We start from the raw sequence: 18,166 nt of genomic DNA on the forward strand, positions 1-18,166 counted from the left end.
GGGGTAAATCGCCGGAGCTGATGTGGAAAAAGTTGGAAGAACTGCGCTTTTGCAGACCCGGTTCGGCCAGACCGCGTTTATCCGAGCTCCTGCTCGACCGCGTCGATGACCTCGGCCGAGTCCGGTTCAACGGTGGGGGCAAAGCGGGCCACCACCTCGCCGTCGCGGTTAACCAGGAACTTCTCGAAATTCCACTTCACCAGCCCCGGCAGCAGCCCCGTTTTGAACTTGGTGAGCTCGGTGTAGAGCGGGTGCTGATTCCTGCCCCGGACATCGGCCTTGGCGGTGAGCGGGAACGTGACCCCGAAATTGCGTTCGCAGAACTCCGCGATGTCGCGGTCGGTTCCGGGCTCCTGCCCTGCGAACTGGTTGCACGGAACGCCCAGGACCTCGAATCCGCGGTCCCGGAACTTCTCGTAAAGGGCCTCCAGTCCGGCGTACTGGGGGGTGAAGCCGCAGTTGGAGGCCACGTTGACCACCAACACCACTTTTCCCTTGAACTGGCTGAAGTCCGTCCGGGTGCCGTCGTTGAGGACCAGCGGGATGGGATACAGCGGCGCATGCCGTCGGGTCTGCGGAAGGTTGCTCATATGGACAGTTCGTTGCCGAGGTCCCACCGTACGGGTCCAAAGTGAAGATTTCCTAGGCCGGCGGGGTGGTGGCCGTCGCGCTTGGCGTCATGGTTGACGAGGTGGCTGCCGTGGGCTCGGGTTCTGCCGGCGGAAGCGCCAGGGTTGGGGTTGGCGTGGGGCTCGGGGTCGGGGTCGGGGTTGGAGTCGGAGTCGGGGTTGGAGTCGGGGTCGGGGTCGGGGTCGGTTCGAGGGTTGTCTGCGCCGGGGTTGGCGTAGCGGCCGCTGGAGCGGTGGGCGATGGTTCAGTCGGCGTCGGAGTTGGACCAGGGTCAGTCGGCGACGGCGACGGCGTCGGGCTGGGTGAGGCCGTTGAAGTTGCCGGGTCAGTCGGCGACGGCGTCGGGCCGGGCGAGGCAGTTGGATCACTCGGCGAGGCCGTCGGAGTTGCCGGGTCCGACGGGCTGGGCGAGGCCGTCGGAGTTGCCGGGTCGGTCGGTGACGGCGACGGGCCGGGCACGGGGTCCGTGGGCGACGGCGACGCGGCACTCCCCGAAGGTTCAGCGGGTGGCGGGGCCGTCGTCGTCAATTGCGCGTCAGGGGGCGCAAGCACTACACCCGTCGCCTCCGAGGGCGCAGGTGCCGGTGCAAGCGGCAGGAGTGGCGGGAAGGGTGAAACCTGCAGCCCGGCAGCGGGGATTTCTCCGCCCGGATCCACCCGGAGGGGGATGGTCCAGCTGATCCTGCCGGCAGACAGCCCCTGGCCGGGCGCGTAGGAGACCATGTCGGCAGGAAGGGCCCAGTTCAAAGTGCGGAGCTGCAGGAAGCTCCATCTGAGGGGGTTTGTATACCGCCCGTTCAGGATGGCCTCGAAATGCAGGTGGCAGCCCGTGGACCATCCGGTGGTACCAACGCGCGCGATGACTTGGCCTGCCTGCACTGTATCGCCCGTATGGACGCCGATGGACTCAAGGTGGTTGTAGGTGGTGATGAGGCCGTCGCCATGATCGATCTCCACACGGTTGCCGCCGCCCCAGGGATGCCATCCGGCCGCGCGTACAACACCGGCGTCGGCTGCGTGGACGGGCATGCCGCAGGCCGCTGCATAATCCTGGCCCAGGTGGAAATCACCAGCAGTCCCGCTGATCGGGCTGACCCGGAAGCCGAACGGCGAACTCGGCTCGAGGAGCTGAAGCGGGGCCATCAAAAAGCCGGCTCCGGGCCTGCCCGTGCCCGCCGGCCCTACTGTCAGGGCCGCCGGGGCATCTGCGCCCGTACTTCCTATCGCCGTATGTGGGAAAGCCAGGGTGACCATAGGACTGGACAGGATGGCCGGCGGAAGGGCGCCGGCGCCGACTTGGTCCGACGCCGGCGGACCGGGTTCCCTTTGCGCTTCCTCGATGCTGTTCCCGCCGGATGTTCCGCCGGGGACTGCAGCACCCTCGGTCCCGGTGCCCGCAACTGATCCCGTCCACTGCACGGGCCCTGCCGGGCCGGCAGAAAGGTTGACGGCATAAACGGACGCCGCCAGCACCCCCGCCGCGGCGACGGCGCGTGCAACGGGGGGAAAGCTACGCTGGGCCGGCTTTCTGGTGCCGGGCGCTGGATTCTTGCCCAAGTGACTGACTCCACGTCGTGGCCTGCCGCCCGTTGTCTCGACGGTATGTCCCATGGGACCACAGCACCGCAGGGGTGGAAACCCCATGGGTGCACATTGCGGGTTTTTTGCGGGCGTTAGGGGGTTGGGAGTTTCCGCTGCTCAGGAGGCTGGTCGCGGTGCCCCTGCAGAAATGGGCAACAATGTCTCATGCGCAATGTCCTTCGTACATGGCAGGACGAAATCAAGAAGACCTTTTCAGGGAAGGCTGATGCACCACCGGACTGGTCGCTGCGGCTGGCGGAAGGCGACGACGCCGGCTACCACCTGCCCGGCTCGGCCGTCTGGGCAGTTCATGGCTCCATGACGCCGATCGTTGGCGGGATCCGGACGCTGCTCATGCAGTCGCTGCACCCCGGTGCCCTGGCGGGAGTGCACGAACACTCCAACTTCCGGGAAGACCCCTTGCGCCGGCTGGCCAACACCATCCGGTGGATCTTCACGGTGACATACGGCTCAACGGCGGCCGCCGAGGAGGCAACACGGCGTGTCCGCCGGCTCCATGAGCCGGTCCAGGGCACCTACAAGGACAACGACGGCGGCACACGCACCTACAGTGCCAACGACTCCGGGCTGGCCGGCTGGATCCATATCGCCTTCACGGATGGCTTCCTGGCAGCCCATAAGATCTGGGGCGGACCCATTCCTGGCGGCCCGGACGCCTACGTCCGGGAGTGGGCCCAGGCCGGGCGGCTGATGGGAGTGGACAACCCGCCGCTGACCGAGGCGGAGATGCGCGGCCAGCTGGACCAGTGGTACACGCAGGGCGTCCTGCGCGCGGACGACAGGGTGAAGGAAACGGTTCAGTTCATCCGCAACGCTCCGCTGCATCCCCTGCTAAAGCCCGGTTACCGGATCCTGTTTGCGGCCGCCGTCTACAGCTTGGAACCCCGGTACCGCCAGATGCTCGGGCTTTCCGTTCCACGGCTGGGCCCCTTCCCCCTGCCCGTGAGGCTGGGCACAAAGGTGGTGCTCGGCGTCGTCCATCTTGCCCTGGGCGGGCTTCGCCGGCGGATGGGTCCCAGCGAACTGGCTGCGAGGCAGCGCCTGAGGCGGCTGGGCGAGCCTTTGGCGGACATGGCCTAGGGGGGGTCCACGACCAGGAGCCCATGACGGAGGAAACGCAAGAACCCGGCCCCGGAATCACCGGGGCCGGGTTCTTAACCGGCGGAGAATGGGGGATTTGAACCCCCGAGGGCGTTAACCCAACACGCGTTCCAGGCGTGCGCCATAGGCCGCTAGGCGAATTCTCCAACTGCTTCTGAATCAAAAGCAGGTATTAGATTACCTGAACTTTTCCGCATCGCCCAATTGGGCTGTTCGGAGCAGGATTTCCGCGCTCCCCTGCCCGTGCCCGGAGACGCCTGCGCATCGCCCTTAAGCTGGAAATGGACGCCCCCAACGCGCCCATTCCCCGATGCACCGTTGAGCTGCCGGGTCCGTCCCGTTCAGCCAGGCCACGCAGCTCACAACCTTGAGATTGCCCCAATCGGTGTACATACCAATGATCGCGGCTGCCGGTGGGATAAGCAATGAAGACCGCCGTCTGAATAGCTTCCGGCACTGTGTTGTTCCCCAGAAGCGGGCTCCGGGAAGCAGGCGACGGCCGATTCGAGTCGAGCCGGATGTTCGGGTAAAGTAGCTCGCGGCCCCTCATGTGGCGTCATCCTGTTGAACTCCCCCAGGACCGGAAGGTAGCAAGGGTAGACGGGCTCTGGCGGGTGCATGGGGGGTCTTTACTATTCCCCCACAGGGCGGCATGATGTCGGCCCGGATTGGTAGGGTTTTCTCTGTGACAGTTACTACCGCCCTGTACCGCAGATACCGTCCCGACTCGTTCGCTGACGTTATCGGGCAGGAGCATGTCACCGAGCCGTTGATGACGGCTTTGCGGAAAAACCGGGTCAACCACGCCTACCTCTTTTCCGGCCCCAGGGGCTGCGGCAAGACCACGTCCGCCCGCATCCTGGCACGCTGCCTCAACTGCGCCCAGGGCCCTACGGACACCCCCTGCGGAACCTGCCCCAGCTGCGTTGAGCTGGCCCGCGGCGGTTCCGGTTCCCTTGACGTCATCGAGATTGACGCGGCGAGCCACGGCGGTGTTGACGACGCGCGGGACCTCCGCGAGCGCGCCACCTACGCCCCGGTGCGGGACCGCTACAAGATCTTCATCATCGACGAAGCCCACATGGTCACCTCCGCCGGGTTCAACGCCCTGCTGAAGATCGTCGAAGAGCCGCCGGAACACATCAAGTTCATCTTTGCCACCACAGAGCCGGACAAGGTCATCGGAACCATCCGCTCCCGGACCCACCACTACCCCTTCCGGTTGGTGCCGCCCGAGCCGCTGATGGCTTACCTTGAGCTCCTGTGCCGCCAGGAAAACGTTCCCGTCGCCCCCGGCGTCCTGTCACTGGTCATCCGCGCCGGCGGCGGCTCCGTCCGTGATTCGCTCTCCGTCCTGGACCAGCTCATGGCAGGCGCCGGACCCAATGGACTGGACTATGAGCTCGCCGTTGCACTGCTGGGCTACACCCATGCCTCGCTGCTGGACGACGTCGTGGAGGCCGTGGCCGCCTCCGACGCCGCCACAGTCTTCCGCGCCGTGGACCGGGTCATCCAGACCGGGCACGATCCCCGCCGGTTCGTGGAGGACCTGCTGGAGCGCTTCCGGGACCTGATCATTGTCCAGGCCATGCCCGAAAGTGCGCACGCCATCCTTAGGGGAATGCCCGCGGACCAGATCGCCCGCCTGCAGAACCAGGCCCACAACCTTGGCGCCGCCGAACTCTCGCGGGCCGCGGATGTCACCAACACGGCCCTGACCGAAATGACCGGAGCCACGTCCCCGCGGCTGCACCTTGAACTGCTGTGTGCCCGGATCCTGCTGCCCAGCTCGGAACAGAATGAGCGCGGCATGGCGGCCCGCATTGACCGGGTGGAGCGGCGGCTCAACTACACAGGGAACGACGTCACCGCTCCGGCGGCCCAGGCTGCTCCCGCAACGGCAGTGCCGGCAGCCGCAACTTCCGCCGCCACCCCGGGCACCTCCTCGCCCGAGCCCCTGCACCCAGCGGTGGCGGCCGGCCCTTCCGTTCAGGCGGCACCACAGTCACAGGCCCAAGCCGTCCCCACGCCATCCGAACCCACCCGGCCCGGCGCTGCCGAGTCCATTCCGGCCCAGGCCGCGCCCGCCCGGCCTGGCACTGACGCGCCCCGGAGCCCGCTGACACCGCCGCGGGTAAGCACCAATGACTGGCCTGTCGAGGACCCGGCGCGCCTCGGGACACCGGAGCGCCCCGCCGCCGCACGCACCGGCCAGGCAGCGCCCCAAAGTAACGCAGCGCCCCAAAGCAATGCCGTGCCGTCCAGCAGCGCAGCACCGCAAGCCAATGCCGCGCCGCCAAGCAACGCAGCAACGCCAGCCATTGCCGCATCCCGGTCTCCGGAGGACCGGCAGGCTTCCGCCCAGGCAGCGGTGCCGCCGCCGCACCAGGAGGCGGCCGCCAGGCCCGCCCCTGCGGCTCCCGCGGCCATGGGTGACGTGGAGGTCCTCCGCAGGGCGTGGCCGGATGTCCTGCAGGTACTGTCCAAAATCAAGCGCAGCACCTGGGCCCTCGTTGAGCCCAACGCGCAGGTCAGCGCCTTCGACGGCAGTGTTGTGACCTTGTCCTTCACCACGCCGGGACTCGCGGGCGCCTTTGGGAGGGCGGACCACTCGGACAACCTGCGCCAGGCCATCCACAAGACCGTCGGCATCGACTGCCAGATCAACGCGGTTTCCGGCGGCACCAGCCAAACGAGCTCTGAGCCAAACCCAAAAGTGCCGTCCAGCCCGGTGGTTCCGGCCACTTCAGCTGACGTTGCCTGGGGGCTTGCTCCTGCCCCCGCGCAGCCTGTCCCGCCGGCGCAGGCTCCCACAGCCGCCCCACCCGCGGCTCCGGCGGGCGGAAGCCCTGAGAGCCCCGCCGCTGCCCGGAACCCGGTGCCTGCCCAGGGTCCCGCTGTTGGCAGAAGCTCCGGGAGCACAGCTGTTGCCGCAAGCCCGGAAGCCGTACCGGAGGGGACTCCCGCTGTGGCCGGCTCTCCAGGCGCAGGTCCGGTGACCGACGCCGGCGTGCGCGGCCACGGGGACGCACAGCCCTCCCGTCCCGGCGCCCAGGGCCCGGGCACAGCAGCCGGCGCCTCAGGCCCGGACGCCGGCCAATCCCCATACCCGTCGGCAGGTGGCGACTACTCCTACTCCGACGACGACTGGGGCCCGCCGCGGGATGAGGACGCTCCCCCGCTGGATGAGGAACCCCCGATGGACTGGGTGCCCGCCACGCCGTCCGGCAACCGGGCAATGCCACCACCCCCCGAGGTGGGCGGCAGCCAGGAACCGTCAGGCTCCCGCGGTGACGCCGCTGCGCGCCCTCGGGAGGCAGCAACCAGTGGTTCCACCCCGGGCACCGTTGCCCAGCCCGGCAGCACAGATGCGGGTCCGGCCCACGATCCCTGGACGCGGGCTGTGGAACAGGCCCCCGGCGTCTGGGTTGTCGGAGACAAGAGCAACGTGGGTGCCAACCCCGCACCCGGCTCTGTACCCGATAACATCGGAACACAGGCCGACGTTCCGCATTACGCCCCTGCAACAGCCCAGGTACCGCCCTCCATCCCCGTTTCACCCGCGGCCGCGGCCCCTGCCCCTGCCGCAGCAGCGGGATGGGGTTCGGGCACGAGTACGGGTTCCACCGCAGGTTCCGCCCCGGGGGCAGTCTCCGGCCCCGGTCGCGGCGCGCCCGCCGCGGGATCCTACCCGGCGCAGTCCCCCGCCTCCGCTCCCGCGCCGGAATTCGCCATGGCCTCGGCGGCAGCCGCCCCGGTGGCCAAGGCAGCGGTTGCGCCCTCCCGTCCCCAGCCGGCGGCGGCTGCACCCGTGGCCGGACGGACTGAAACGCGGCAAAGCCTCTACCAGCGGCTGTCCAACAGCCCAGAGGCTGAGGCAGGACGGGCGAAGGCACCGGCCAGGGCCGCGTCCGCACCCAGCGCCTATGTCCAGGACGTGCCCAGCGCCGACGATGAAACCATCGAGGAGTCCGGCGTCTTCGGCCGGGCTGCCGTGGAACGCATCCTGGGCGGAAAATTGATCGAGGAGCGGTCGCTGGACGGAAGCCCGGTCACGCCACGCTATTGACGGCCGGCAAGGTCGACCGCCGGCGGGCAGCCCCGCAGCCATGACCAACTGAGTGTTCCACCCGCCATCCACACCAAACTAAAGAGGGAAACGTGTACGAAGGTGCTGTCCAGGAGCTGATCGACGAGCTCGGACGCCTTCCGGGGGTGGGCCCCAAGTCCGCACAGCGGCTGGCGTTCCACATCCTTGAAGCCGACCCCCAGGATATGAAGCGGCTGGTGGAAGCAATCACCACCGTCAAGGAGCGGGTCAAGTTTTGTACGGTCTGTGGCAATGTCACGGAGCAGGAACTGTGCAACATCTGCCGCGACCCGCGCCGTGATCCCGCGATCATCTGCGTGGTGGAGGAATCCAAGGATGTCCTGGCCGTGGAGCGCACCCGTTCGTTCCGCGGCAGGTACCACGTGCTGGGCGGTGCCATCAATCCCATCGCCGGCGTGGGACCGGAACAGCTGCGGATCCGCGAGCTGCTCACACGGTTGAACGACGGCGAAATCCAGGAAGTGATTATCGCCACCGATCCCAACCTTGAGGGCGAGGCAACGGCTACTTACCTGGCCCGCATGCTCAAGACGATCGGCATAGCCGTCACCCGTCTTGCCTCCGGCCTGCCCGTGGGCGGTGACTTGGAGTATGCGGACGAAGTCACCCTGGGCCGGGCCTTCGAGGGCCGGCGCAACGCCCTGGGCTGAGCGCAGGCGCCCGGTTTTTCCGAAGCACGCCCTTCAGGCCGGATCACCCCGTGCCCCGTCGCGGCGCCGCGCTGCGCGGTAACCTCCCGCCACGACGGCGCCGGCAATCGCCGCCTGGCCAAGGAGCCCCATCCCGGGCATGGGCGCCCGGGGCTCGTCCCGGCTGCGCGGTTGCCCCTGCACGCATGGCACCTGCATCCCGTCCGCAGCTTCCTGAATCGCTGCGGGCACCCATCCCAGGACCCGGCCGGCGCGGTCTGCCTCCGCCCCAGCCATCAGGAACAGGACGGGCGGGCTCAGCGCCGGGAGCCACATCAGACGCTCGGTGTGGTAAACCTCGCTGATGCCGGCCTCGATCTCGGAGCATCGGAAGGCCACGTGGGTTCCGTCGCGCGCCCGTTCGACATTCAGCGCCACCGTGACACGTTCCTCCGCCCGGACCAGGGGCAACAATCCGATGGCTGCGGCCGGGGCCCCTGCCACAAAGGCCAAGGCCAGCAACCCGCCGGCGGCATTCGCCAGGCGCGGACGTCCAGCCCATGCGGAGAGCCCAGCGCCCATGGCACCAAACACCCCGCACTCCACCAGGACGACGCCCGCAGAAACGGCCGCCACTGCCCCCGAAGCGCCCGCGATCCAAGCCTGCACCAGCAGTACACCGAGAACAACAGCTGCCAACACCAGTCCCCGCAAAGCCGTGGCCAGCAGTACCGCCAACAGGGCAAAACCTCCGGTACGCCCCCTCACGCCGCGGAACCTGCCCTCCGCTCGCACGCCCCAGGCAACAGCGGGCAATGTGGCGGTCGCCGGCATCAGGGCTGACGCCAGCGAGTAGACCAGCAGGGGAAAGACTTCCGGACCGGCCCCGCCGCCCAGGGGCGCAAGCAGGACCACGGAGCCGGCAGCAGCCCACGTGCACAGGACCGCGGCCGCCACCGTAAACCAGAACCGGATGGTTGTCAGGCTGACCAGCCAGTCGGCCAGTCCCTTGACCAGGCTTGTCCTTGCGAAGCCCGGGCGTGGAGACCCGGAACGGTCGGTATCCAGGCCCTCGTTGGCGCTTTCCCCGCCGCGCTTATCCGCGTCCGGGCCGATCGGCTCAAAAAGCGGCTCCTGGGGCATTCCTGCAGTTGGCTGCGGGTCGTCGGCCACTACGGAATCCTCCATATCTCCAAAGGACCCCCGGCCCTGTGCCTGCCAAGGTCCGGGCTGCGGCCCGTGAAGCCGGGTAACTGGTCCCATCGTGGTCCACCACCCCGGGCCTGTCCATAGGAACCGTCGTGGCCGGTATGTGGTCACAATTCAACGCCGCTCCGGGCGCGGCGATAAACTGTCGGAGGAAAGTCGCGCCGTCCCGGCGTCAGGCTGCCTGGTTTCCCAGAACTCCAATTGATCCAATGAAGGTACGCGCATGAGTACGCCCACTGCCGAAGTGCACAACGCAACCCAGCCCCAGGTGGCCCCCGCCGCCGGCGCGGTGACGAAACAGCTCATCGTGCAGAAATTCGGCGGGTCCTCCGTTGCGGACGCCGACGGGATCAAGCGCGTGGCAAAGCGCGTCGTGGATGCCCAGGAAGCCGGCAACGAGGTAGTTGTAGTCGTCTCAGCCATGGGTGACACCACTGATGAACTCCTGGACCTCGCTGCCCAGGTGACCGACTCCGCCCCCGCCCGCGAAATGGACATGCTCCTCTCGGCCGGTGAACGCATCTCCATGGCCCTGCTGGCCATGGCCATCAACAAGCTCGGCGCCTCCGCCCAGTCCTTTACCGGATCGCAGGCAGGCATGATCACCGACGGAATCCACGGCAAGGCCCGGATTATCGACGTCGACCCGCACCGCATCCGCACCGCCCTGGACAAGGGCCACATCGCCATCGTGGCAGGCTTCCAGGGCATGAGCCGGGCCACGAACGAAATCACCACGTTGGGCCGCGGCGGCTCCGACACGACGGCGGTGGCTCTGGCGGCTGCCCTCGAAGCGGATGTCTGCGAGATCTACACCGACGTGGACGGAATCTTCACCGCCGATCCGCGCGTGGTCCCGTCGGCACAGAAGATCGACACCATTTCCAGCGAGGAGATGCTGGAGCTCGCCGCCTCGGGTGCCAAGATCCTCCACCTGCGCTGCGTGGAATACGCCCGCCGGTTCGGCGTCCCCCTGCACGTCCGTTCCTCATTCAGCCAGCATGAAGGCACCTGGGTCATCCCCAGCGCCGACGACAAGATCACCACTCAAGAGGGAGTTGCCTTGGAGCAGCCAATCATCTCCGGCGTTGCGCATGACCGTTCCGAAGCGAAGGTCACCGTGGTCGGCGTCCCCGACATCCCCGGCAAGGCCGCCGCAATCTTCCAGGTCATCGCCGACGCACACTCCAACATCGACATGATCGTCCAGAACGTGTCCACCCATGGCACGGGCAAGACCGACATCTCCTTCACCCTGCCCATCGTTGAAGGCGCGGACGCCCTGGCCGCACTTCACGCTGCCCAGGACCAGATCGGTTTTGAGGCCATTGAATACAACGAGCAGATCGGCAAGCTCTCCCTGATCGGTGCCGGCATGCGCTCCCACCCGGGCGTCTCCGCCACCTTCTTCAAGGCGCTGTCCGACGCCGGCATCAACATCAACATGATCTCCACCTCGGAAATCCGCATTTCCGTGGTGACCCACGCCGACCTGCTGGATGAGGCTGTCCGCGTGATCCACAAGGCGTTTGGGCTGGACACTGAAAGCGAAGCGACGGTTTACGGCGGCACCGGCCGCTAAGGACTCAACGAAAAAGCCGGGCTGCCTCTCCTCCCACGGGAAAGGCAGCCCGGCTTTTTGGGTCTTACCGTGCGCCTGGACAGGTTTAGCTTTCGCGTTCCAGGTCTTCGCGGCGCACCGCGTAGTGGTGGCCGGTTGAATCGGTCTCGACCACGAAGTGCGAGAGTTCCTCTTCGGAGGCCTGTTCGAACTCATCATGCTTGTGCACTACAGGCGCATCGGCATCCAGCCGGGTGGCGGGACCAAAGACAAAGCGCAGCCTGTCAGTCAGGCTCATGAAACCGCTGAGGACATGTGCCACTGTTTTCCACCCCCTTCCCGGACCTCGGGCGAAAGTGCAGCAGGCTCCGGCAGGAGCCAGTGCCCTTATTTTAGACCCGGGGCAGGAAAAAGGCGCCTGTTCGCGGCGGAACGGGCGTTTAGCGCAGGGACCGGTCTTCGGGGTTCCGTGGCACCACGTAAGTGCTGCCGTCCGGCCTGGTGATGGTTTCCCACTGCTGGGTTTCCGCCTGGCGCTGGACCAGCAGCCGACGGTTTTCTTCGGTCATGTCGTGCGCCAGCGCGGTGCGGCTGGCGGGACCGAAAACCGCCCGCAGCTTGCCTGTGGCGCGCATGAAGCGCTGGGAAGCATTGCCCTTGCCTGCGGACTTGTCCCTGCCCATGAAGAGGCTTCCTTCCACTCACTGTTCACCTCCAACAAATGTACACTAATGATTAGTGCACTAACAATGGAGGACGTATGACCGCCGCAGCAGAAGCGCAAACGGAAGAACACTCTGCAGAAGGGCCATCCGGGGTGCAGGAGGACGACCTGCTGCTGGAGCACCAGCTCTGCTTCGCCCTCACGGTGGCTGCCCGCAGTGTGGTGGGGGCCTATAAACCCGTGCTCGAGAAGCTCAACCTCACCCATCCGCAATACCTGGTGATGCTCTGCCTGTGGGAAGACAGCCCGCGGACAGTAAGGAACATCAGCGAGGCCCTTGCCCAGGAGCCGGCCACCATTTCCCCGCTCCTCCGGCGGCTGGAGGCAGCGGACCTGCTCACGCGGCACCGGGCGGACGGAAACGAGCGCGCCCTCGCCGTCGAACTCACGGCCAAGGGTGCCGCCCTGCGGCAGCAGGCGCTCAAGGTACCGGGGACCATGATGGAGCGGCTCGGGCTGACCCGGGAGCAGGTGACGGAACTGCACGCGTCCATGATGGGCCTGATCGCTGCAACGTCCCGTTAAGTGCCGGCAGGACCCGTCCCGGGCACGTCGGCAGGGCGTCAAGCGACTAGAATAACCAGACCAAGGAGAGGAAGCCTGATGCGTAGTTTCCGCATACTCGCAACGGTCCTGGCAGTTGGCGCCGGGCTGATCACCGGTTGCAGCGGCACTCCTGACAATGGCACGTCCGCCTCACCGGCGCCCTCCACCTCCGCAGCCGGAAGCTCATCCGCCGGCTCCCCTACTCCTTCCCCGGACACCGAAACGTCGGTACCGGCTCCCGCCCCCACCACGTCGCGGCCAAGTGCCGGCCCGGGGCAGGGAAACGCTGAACTCGCCATCACGGTGGTGCCGTCCCAGGGGGCGGATGAACTCGACTACACCCTGGTTTGTTCCGCCGGCACCCCTGCCGCGGAAAGCAGCCACCCCAACGCTGCCGCGGCCTGCGCAGCGCTGAAAGCCAACCCGGCCATCCTGTCCCCGGCGGCCCCGGGAACTTCCCAACCCTGTACCCAGCAGTACGGCGGCCCCCAGAAGGCAACCGTGACGGGCATGGTTGACGGTGTTGCCGTGGACTCCACCTTTGCCCGGACCAACGGATGCGAAATCAGTGCGTGGGACGCTGCCAAGGACGTGCTGGGTGCCGCCGGTGGAGCCTCTTAAGCTCCTGGCGGCAGACAACGCCCAGGCGAGGGAAGAAGCCCACCTGCAGCGCGTGAGCCGCTACGCCGATCCCTACCTGGCCCGACGGTCCGCTGGCCAAAAACACCCGGTGGAGGATTTTCTCTTCACCTATTACACGCAGAAGCCGGGCCAGCTGAAGCGCTGGCACCCCGGCGCCGGAGCGGTCCTTACCGGCGCCCAGGCAGCCACGCGGCTGGGGTGGAAGCATTACAGGATGCTCGACGACGGCGAGCTCGCCTCCCTGGGGCTGGCCGCGGGAAGCACCGCGGCCACCTTAGATCGGCGCGCCTTCCTGGCCGACCGCAAGGATGCCGTGGCCTTTGCCGGCATCATCCTCCAGGGGACGGCGGCCAGGCCGGCACAGTTCGGCTGTTTCGGCCTCCACGAGTGGGCCATGGTGTACCGCCAGGACAAATTCGACCTCCGGCATGAGTATCTGCAGCTGCGGCTGGGAGCGGCCGGCACCGACCGGGTGGTGGAGGAGAACAGGATCCGCTGCACCCATTTCGATGCGTTCCGCTTCTATACCCCCGACGCCATCCCGCTCAACGAACACTCCCCCAGCCGGGACAAGCAGCGCCACATGGAACAGCCGGGCTGCCTGCACGCCAACATGGACCTTTACAAGTGGGCGTACAAGCTGCTGCCTGCGCTGTCCAGTGAACTGGTCATGGACTGCTTTGAACTGTCCTGGCGGATCCGGGCCATGGATATGCAGGCTTCCCCGTACGATCTGGCTGGCTGGGGCTATCCGGCCATCCCCATCGAGACGCCGCAGGGCAAGGCCGCCTATGTCGAGCACCAGCGTGCCTTCGCCACGGAAGCGGGGGCCCTGCGGGAACGGCTCGCCGCGGAAATCGGGGCCGTGTCGGACGGAGCGCCGCATTGATCGACCTGACCATCCGAATCCGCGAGGCCCCCGATGCGCCGGAGCATGTGTTCCGGCTGGTAGCCACGGATGGCGCCCCCGCAGCCGGGACCACGCTGCCCCGACCTGGAGCAGCCCTCGCCGCCGTGGAGCGGTTCGGTGAAGGCATCTTCTTCCCCAAACCTGGTCCTCCCAAGCTGTGCACCCAGCAGTACGGCGGCCCGCAGGTTGCCACGGTCACCGGAACTTTCCATGGGCGCCACGTCAACTCGACCTTTACCCGCACCGACGGCTGCGAGATCGCCCGCTGGAAGGCCATGGCACCTTTACTGGGCGGCACAGCCACTTAGCCTTCCGCTGCCTGGCCTTCCCGCCGGCAGGAACGAAAAAAGGTCCCGGGCGGCCTGATAGCCGCCCGGGACCTCCCCCCATGCCTTCCGGATCAGGTTGCGGGTACCGCCTGGGCCAGGTCAAGCCGGGGAGCGCCGGCCGGGGCGGGGGCAGCGCCCTGTCCCACCTGCACGTTCACCCAGGTTTTGATGCCGTTGCTGCCAAGGCTCAGCCGGGAGAGGTAGGAGCCCTCCTGGAGTCCGGTCCAGCTCAGGGTCGCCGAGGTGGCGGTTCCGTTCGGCGCCACGATGGGGTTCGGGTTCACCGTGAGGTTGCCCGCGTCACCGGCGAAGGTCACAGCCTGGACGGACGCGGTGGCCGGCCCATTGTCCGGCGTGGCGTAAAGGTTGGCCACCACATAGTAGGTGCCCGCCCGCGGCGACTCCAGGTCCAGGAATTCACTGGCCGAGGCAGTGGCCACCTGGGTGGCCGTCAACCCGCCCGACGCGCTCGGTGCGTAGACCACCATGTCCCAGTCGACGTCGTTCGACTGTGCCTGGATGCCCAGCCGCGCAAACGAGGCACCGGCCGGCACCTTCACCTGGAGCAGGGCGTTGTGCGCGTCATTCGTGGCCGCGTACTCGCCCGGGGTCTTGGTGATGGCGGTCTGGCTCAGTGGTGCCAGGCCCTCCACGCCGACGGCGATGGGGTTGTCGGAGCCGGATACGAGCTCCATCGTGCCGCTGCCGGTGCCCGTGGCCGAGCTGAAGGAGAACGACGGGGCAATCTGGGCATCAACAGGACGGATGGCAATAGGGGACGTAACCGTCCGCGGGCCCTTCCAGGTGAGGCTTCCAGTGCTGAACTTGCCAACCGGTCCGCTGACGTTCCGGATGGTGACGGTGACTTCACGGGTCTGGCCGGCCCTGGCGAAGTTCAGCGCCTTGGGTTCGACGTTGACGTTGAAGCCCGGCATGTTCACCTCGGGGTGGTACATGCCCGGGACCAGGGCGGTCAGCTTGCGCTTCACCTGGACTTCGCCCACCAGGCTGCCCAGCGCGATGGAGGGCAGGTTGAGGTCGCGGGCGGCAATGCTGCCGGCCTGCGGCGCTCCGGTGTCAACGCCCTGCCCGTTCAGGAAGCCGAGCCAGTCCTGGATCCCGGAGTCGTAGACCAGCCCGGGATCAAGGACGCGGGTGGAATCGATGTGGCCGGCGCCGCCCTGGAAGGGGTCGGTGTTGGGCGAACCGTCGGCATTGACCAGAGAGTAGGCGGTGGTCATCATGGCGGACTTAACCATTGCCGGGGTCCACTTCGGCTGCTTGCCCAGGACCAGGGCACCGAAACCGGCGATGTGCGGTGCGGCCATGGAGGTGCCGGACATGAACCCGAACTGGTCGCCGTCGTTACCGATCGTGGAGACACCGGCCAGGACGTTGACGCCCGGGGCGGAGATGTCCGGCTTGAGCAGGTCGCCGCCGGATGCCAGGGTGGGCCCGCGGGACGAGAAGCCCGCGATTTGGGGTGCCGCGGCTGGTGGCAGGCCGGTCAGGTCGCCCTTGACCAGGCTGACGGTCAGCGCCGGATTGGCTTCCAGCTTGGACTTCAGCTCCAGGCTCTTGGGGGCATTGACGTGGACAGTTGGAACAACGTGGTTGTCTGCGTCCTCCGAACTGCTGGTGAGGTTCACCAGGATCATGCCCACGCCGCCCTTGTCCAGGACCTCCTGGCTCTTGGCGGTGCGGTCCACCACGCCGCGGTCGCAGACCACAACCTTGCCGGCCACCTTGGAGCCGTCAAGGGTCCCCGGGCCGCAGAGGTTCGGGTTTGCCGCACCCGCGGCCGCGGCGGCCGCGGCGAGGACAACGGGCTTGTCCGCCACTTCCGACTTCATAATGGACGCTCCGCGGTACAGGGAACCGTCGGACACCTTGACCGTTCCCAGCAGGTCGCTGGGGAAGGTGGAAGCAGCCACGGTGGTCAGCCACGGTGAGGCATGGTTCACGGTGGAGGCCGCAGGGCCGGAGTTGCCTGCCGAAGCCGAAACGAAGACACCTGCGGAAGCCGCGTTCAGGAACGCCAGCGCCACGGGATCGGTGGTGCTGTTGTTATTGCCCGATATGGAGTAGTTCAGGACATCGACGCCGTCCTTGATGGCTGCGTCCACGGCCTCGACCGACGCCGAGGAGTAGCAGCCGCCCGTGTCCGGGTTGGTGTCCTCCCAGCAGACTTTGTACACCGAGACTTTGGCTGCGGGGGCCACTCCCGAGCTCTTGCCGAAGCTGGTTCCATCGATCACCTGCTCGACATTGGCATTGCCCGCCGCCGTGGTGGCGGTGTGGGTGCCGTGGCTGCCAACGTCCACCGGGGAAATCTGCTCTTCCGGGGCACGGTTTCCCGGCGCCACGTACTGCAGGAAGGAATCGGCGAAGTATCGGGCGCCGATGACCTTGGTATTGCAGAGCGAGCCGTCAAACCCGGCCCCGGTGCCCTCGCCTTTTTGGCATTCCCCTTCGAAGGTGGTGCCGTCCGCTTTGAGCATGGCAATCCTGCCATCGCCGGTGCGGTACGGGACGCCCACCTGCGGGTCACCCTGCAGTGGCTTCACGGGTTCGCCCTGCAGGAAGGGGTTGTCCGGTGCGTACCCCGAGTCGATGACACCCACCACAACGCCCTTGCCGGCGTTTGCCTGGCCGCCGAACTGTTGGGCCCATGCGCCGTCCGGGCCGGTGAGCTTGAGGAAGTCGGTGGTGGTGTAGTCAGGCTTGTTTTCGACGTCGGGTGAAACCACCAGGACGCGGTTGTCCTTGGACAAGGCTGCCGCCTGCGTTGCGGTCAGCTCGGCAGTGAACCCGTTCAGTGCTGCGGTGTACTGCTTTGCGGGGCTGACACCCTGCGCCGCTGCGACTTCACGCTGCTGGTTGCGAAGGTGGGCGTCGTAGGCCTTGTAGTTGGGGCTGCCGGCGTCGAGCTTCCTGCCCTGCTGGGGCTTGGTGGCTCCCAGTCCGGCAACTCCCCCTTCGTACGCCGCGGCAGCCGGGCCGGCCAGCACCACGATGTACCGGCCGTCCTTGAATTGGCTGTCCTTCGCAGTGGAGGAGGCATTTTCCGTACCTTGGCCGCCGGGTGCCGCCGACGCGGGACCCACGGCCATGGAGCTAAGGAGAAGGGGCAACCCGACGGCCAGTGCGGCCGCTTTCCGGAGGCCCCCAGCCCGCGAGGGGCTCTTTCCAGTTGATTTCACGTGCAACCCTTTCACGATGTACCGCCCAGCCTTGGTGGGCAGCCCGAACGACTGGAACTGCAGAGGGAATTACAGGTTTTGTAATTTGCTGAGACCAGACTGTTCACAGATTACAGACTGAGAGCACGATATGACATAGGGCACATTCGAGAATTTTCCGCTTGTCATACGGGGTGGGGCGTTGGCCCGCAGGACCCGGAAACAGGCATGGAAAAGGGCGCCCCGAAGGACGCCCTGGCAAACGAGAGACCGCAGGCGAAACTACTGGCGGGGAGTGCGCACCACGTCACTGATCCATTGCCTGGTTTTTTCATCCACAGGACCGGCTACCCGCGTCTCCCGGGCCAGGCGGTCCGCCTTCACTTTTTGAAACACCATCCTGCCCAGGCCGGCGAACACGGCCGCGGCGACCATCGGCAACAGCACGGACTTCGAATTTTCTCCCATTCAGCAACTCTAGTGAACGCCCTCCGGCAACTCCATAACCCCGCCCAGGGGCGCCCCCGTCCATGGTTCATTCCCCGCCGCCCGGCTGCCCAGGAGGCCGGATGCAAAGGGGTGCGCCCGGCCCGGTAGAATGGTAAGGCAAGCTCGCGGAGCGCCCGACCTCATGGTGAACCAACGCAGGTGACCAACAGTCCCCCCAACCCCGGTACGGCGTGAGACGGCACCACTCCGCTGCGCCCTTACCCAAGCTCACGCACAGGAGTTGCCGGATGCCCCGGATCGTTGTTGACGTCATGCCCAAGCCCGAGATTCTGGACCCGCAGGGGAAGGCGATCGTCGGCGCTCTCCCCCGGCTGGGCTTCACCAGCTTCAGCTCTGTCCGCCAGGGCAAGCGTTTCGAACTGACGGTCGACGGCGAGGTGACCGAGGAAATCCTGGCCCAGGCCCGCGACGCCGCCGAGACCCTCCTGTCCAACCCCGTGATCGAAGATGTCGTCAACGTCGAGGTCGTCGAGGCCTGAC

16 protein-coding genes, 1 tRNA gene, 1 other RNA gene and 1 pseudogene are annotated in these 18,166 nt (G+C 67.0%); 11 read left to right on the top strand and 8 right to left on the bottom strand.

Annotated elements, in window-relative coordinates:
- Positions 1–77: 77 nt before the first annotated feature.
- Positions 78–590 (bottom strand): glutathione peroxidase, encoded by a 513-nt coding sequence (locus AC3ANU_RS19670; RefSeq protein WP_018771863.1) that lies wholly within the window; start codon positions 588–590, stop codon positions 78–80.
- Positions 591–862: 272 nt separating this feature from the next.
- Between AC3ANU_RS19670 and AC3ANU_RS19675 the strand changes: the two genes are divergently transcribed.
- Entirely contained in the window at positions 863–1,345 is a 483-nt protein-coding gene (locus AC3ANU_RS19675) for a hypothetical protein (RefSeq protein ID WP_488316017.1), read from the top strand.
- Between the two features lie 122 nt (positions 1,346–1,467).
- Here the strand turns inward: AC3ANU_RS19675 and AC3ANU_RS19680 are convergent.
- Positions 1,468–2,274, bottom strand: a pseudogene (locus AC3ANU_RS19680) (M23 family metallopeptidase); the annotation flags it as partial.
- A gap of 102 nt (positions 2,275–2,376) precedes the next feature.
- Between AC3ANU_RS19680 and AC3ANU_RS19685 the strand changes: the two are divergent.
- A complete protein-coding gene (locus AC3ANU_RS19685; RefSeq protein WP_478222400.1) occupies positions 2,377–3,312 on the top strand; it encodes an oxygenase MpaB family protein in 936 nt (311 codons plus the stop codon).
- Between the two features lie 82 nt (positions 3,313–3,394).
- On the opposite strand, the gene AC3ANU_RS19690 is transcribed toward AC3ANU_RS19685, so the two are convergent.
- A tRNA-Ser gene (locus AC3ANU_RS19690) sits at positions 3,395–3,479 on the bottom strand.
- 391 nt (positions 3,480–3,870) lie between these two features.
- On the opposite strand from AC3ANU_RS19690, the gene ffs reads away from it, so the two are divergent.
- The 3 genes from ffs to recR all read left to right on the top strand — a co-directional run bounded on the left by ffs (position 3,871) and on the right by recR (position 8,094).
- An RNA gene (ffs, locus tag AC3ANU_RS19695) (signal recognition particle sRNA small type) lies at positions 3,871–3,967 on the top strand.
- Between the two features lie 21 nt (positions 3,968–3,988).
- Entirely contained in the window at positions 3,989–7,402 is a 3,414-nt protein-coding gene (locus tag AC3ANU_RS19700; RefSeq protein WP_488315998.1) for a DNA polymerase III subunit gamma and tau, read from the top strand.
- Between the two features lie 92 nt (positions 7,403–7,494).
- Entirely contained in the window at positions 7,495–8,094 is a 600-nt protein-coding gene (recR, locus tag AC3ANU_RS19705) for a recombination mediator RecR (protein WP_018771859.1), read from the top strand.
- Between the two features lie 33 nt (positions 8,095–8,127).
- On the opposite strand, the gene AC3ANU_RS19710 is transcribed toward recR, so the two are convergent.
- Entirely contained in the window at positions 8,128–9,246 is a 1,119-nt protein-coding gene (locus AC3ANU_RS19710; protein WP_488315123.1) for a hypothetical protein, read from the bottom strand.
- 259 nt (positions 9,247–9,505) lie between these two features.
- On the opposite strand from AC3ANU_RS19710, the gene AC3ANU_RS19715 reads away from it, so the two are divergent.
- Complete coding sequence (locus AC3ANU_RS19715) at positions 9,506–10,864, top strand: aspartate kinase (RefSeq protein WP_018771857.1); 1,359 nt, start codon at positions 9,506–9,508, stop codon at positions 10,862–10,864.
- 85 nt (positions 10,865–10,949) lie between these two features.
- On the opposite strand, the gene AC3ANU_RS19720 is transcribed toward AC3ANU_RS19715, so the two are convergent.
- Complete coding sequence (locus AC3ANU_RS19720; protein WP_018771856.1) at positions 10,950–11,165, bottom strand: hypothetical protein; 216 nt, start codon at positions 11,163–11,165, stop codon at positions 10,950–10,952.
- Positions 11,166–11,283: 118 nt separating this feature from the next.
- Positions 11,284–11,526 carry a hypothetical protein gene (locus AC3ANU_RS19725; RefSeq protein ID WP_018771855.1) on the bottom strand — a complete coding sequence of 81 codons (243 nt, stop codon included), beginning with the start codon at positions 11,524–11,526 and terminating at the stop codon, positions 11,284–11,286.
- Between the two features lie 77 nt (positions 11,527–11,603).
- Here AC3ANU_RS19725 and AC3ANU_RS19730 point away from each other — a divergent pair, with 77 nt between their 5' ends.
- The 4 genes from AC3ANU_RS19730 to AC3ANU_RS19745 all read left to right on the top strand — a co-directional run bounded on the left by AC3ANU_RS19730 (position 11,604) and on the right by AC3ANU_RS19745 (position 13,973).
- Entirely contained in the window at positions 11,604–12,092 is a 489-nt protein-coding gene (locus tag AC3ANU_RS19730) for a MarR family winged helix-turn-helix transcriptional regulator (protein WP_018771854.1), read from the top strand.
- A 78-nt stretch (positions 12,093–12,170) separates the two neighbouring features.
- The gene (locus AC3ANU_RS19735; protein ID WP_488315124.1) at positions 12,171–12,734 is read left to right on the top strand and encodes an SSI family serine proteinase inhibitor; all 564 of its coding nucleotides are present in this window, start codon (positions 12,171–12,173) and stop codon (positions 12,732–12,734) included.
- The gene (locus AC3ANU_RS19740) at positions 12,712–13,644 is read left to right on the top strand and encodes a 3-methyladenine DNA glycosylase (RefSeq protein WP_488315125.1); all 933 of its coding nucleotides are present in this window, start codon (positions 12,712–12,714) and stop codon (positions 13,642–13,644) included. The genes AC3ANU_RS19735 and AC3ANU_RS19740 overlap by 23 nt, the downstream gene beginning before the upstream one ends.
- The gene (locus AC3ANU_RS19745; RefSeq protein ID WP_134165167.1) at positions 13,641–13,973 is read left to right on the top strand and encodes a subtilase-type protease inhibitor; all 333 of its coding nucleotides are present in this window, start codon (positions 13,641–13,643) and stop codon (positions 13,971–13,973) included. The genes AC3ANU_RS19740 and AC3ANU_RS19745 overlap by 4 nt, the downstream gene beginning before the upstream one ends.
- 92 nt (positions 13,974–14,065) lie before the next feature.
- Here AC3ANU_RS19745 and AC3ANU_RS19750 read toward each other — a convergent pair whose 3' ends face one another.
- A complete protein-coding gene (locus AC3ANU_RS19750) occupies positions 14,066–17,197 on the bottom strand; it encodes a S8 family serine peptidase (RefSeq protein ID WP_488315126.1) in 3,132 nt (1,043 codons plus the stop codon).
- Positions 17,198–17,458: 261 nt separating this feature from the next.
- Positions 17,459–17,644: a hypothetical protein gene (locus tag AC3ANU_RS19755; protein WP_018771849.1), complete on the bottom strand. Its 186-nt coding sequence runs from the start codon at positions 17,642–17,644 to the stop codon at positions 17,459–17,461.
- A 269-nt stretch (positions 17,645–17,913) separates the two neighbouring features.
- On the opposite strand from AC3ANU_RS19755, the gene purS reads away from it, so the two are divergent.
- Positions 17,914–18,165: a phosphoribosylformylglycinamidine synthase subunit PurS gene (gene purS, locus AC3ANU_RS19760; RefSeq protein ID WP_015935902.1), complete on the top strand. Its 252-nt coding sequence runs from the start codon at positions 17,914–17,916 to the stop codon at positions 18,163–18,165.
- Position 18,166: the final 1 nt, after the last annotated feature.

The organism is Arthrobacter sp. SDR-2R, from assembly GCF_057747955.1.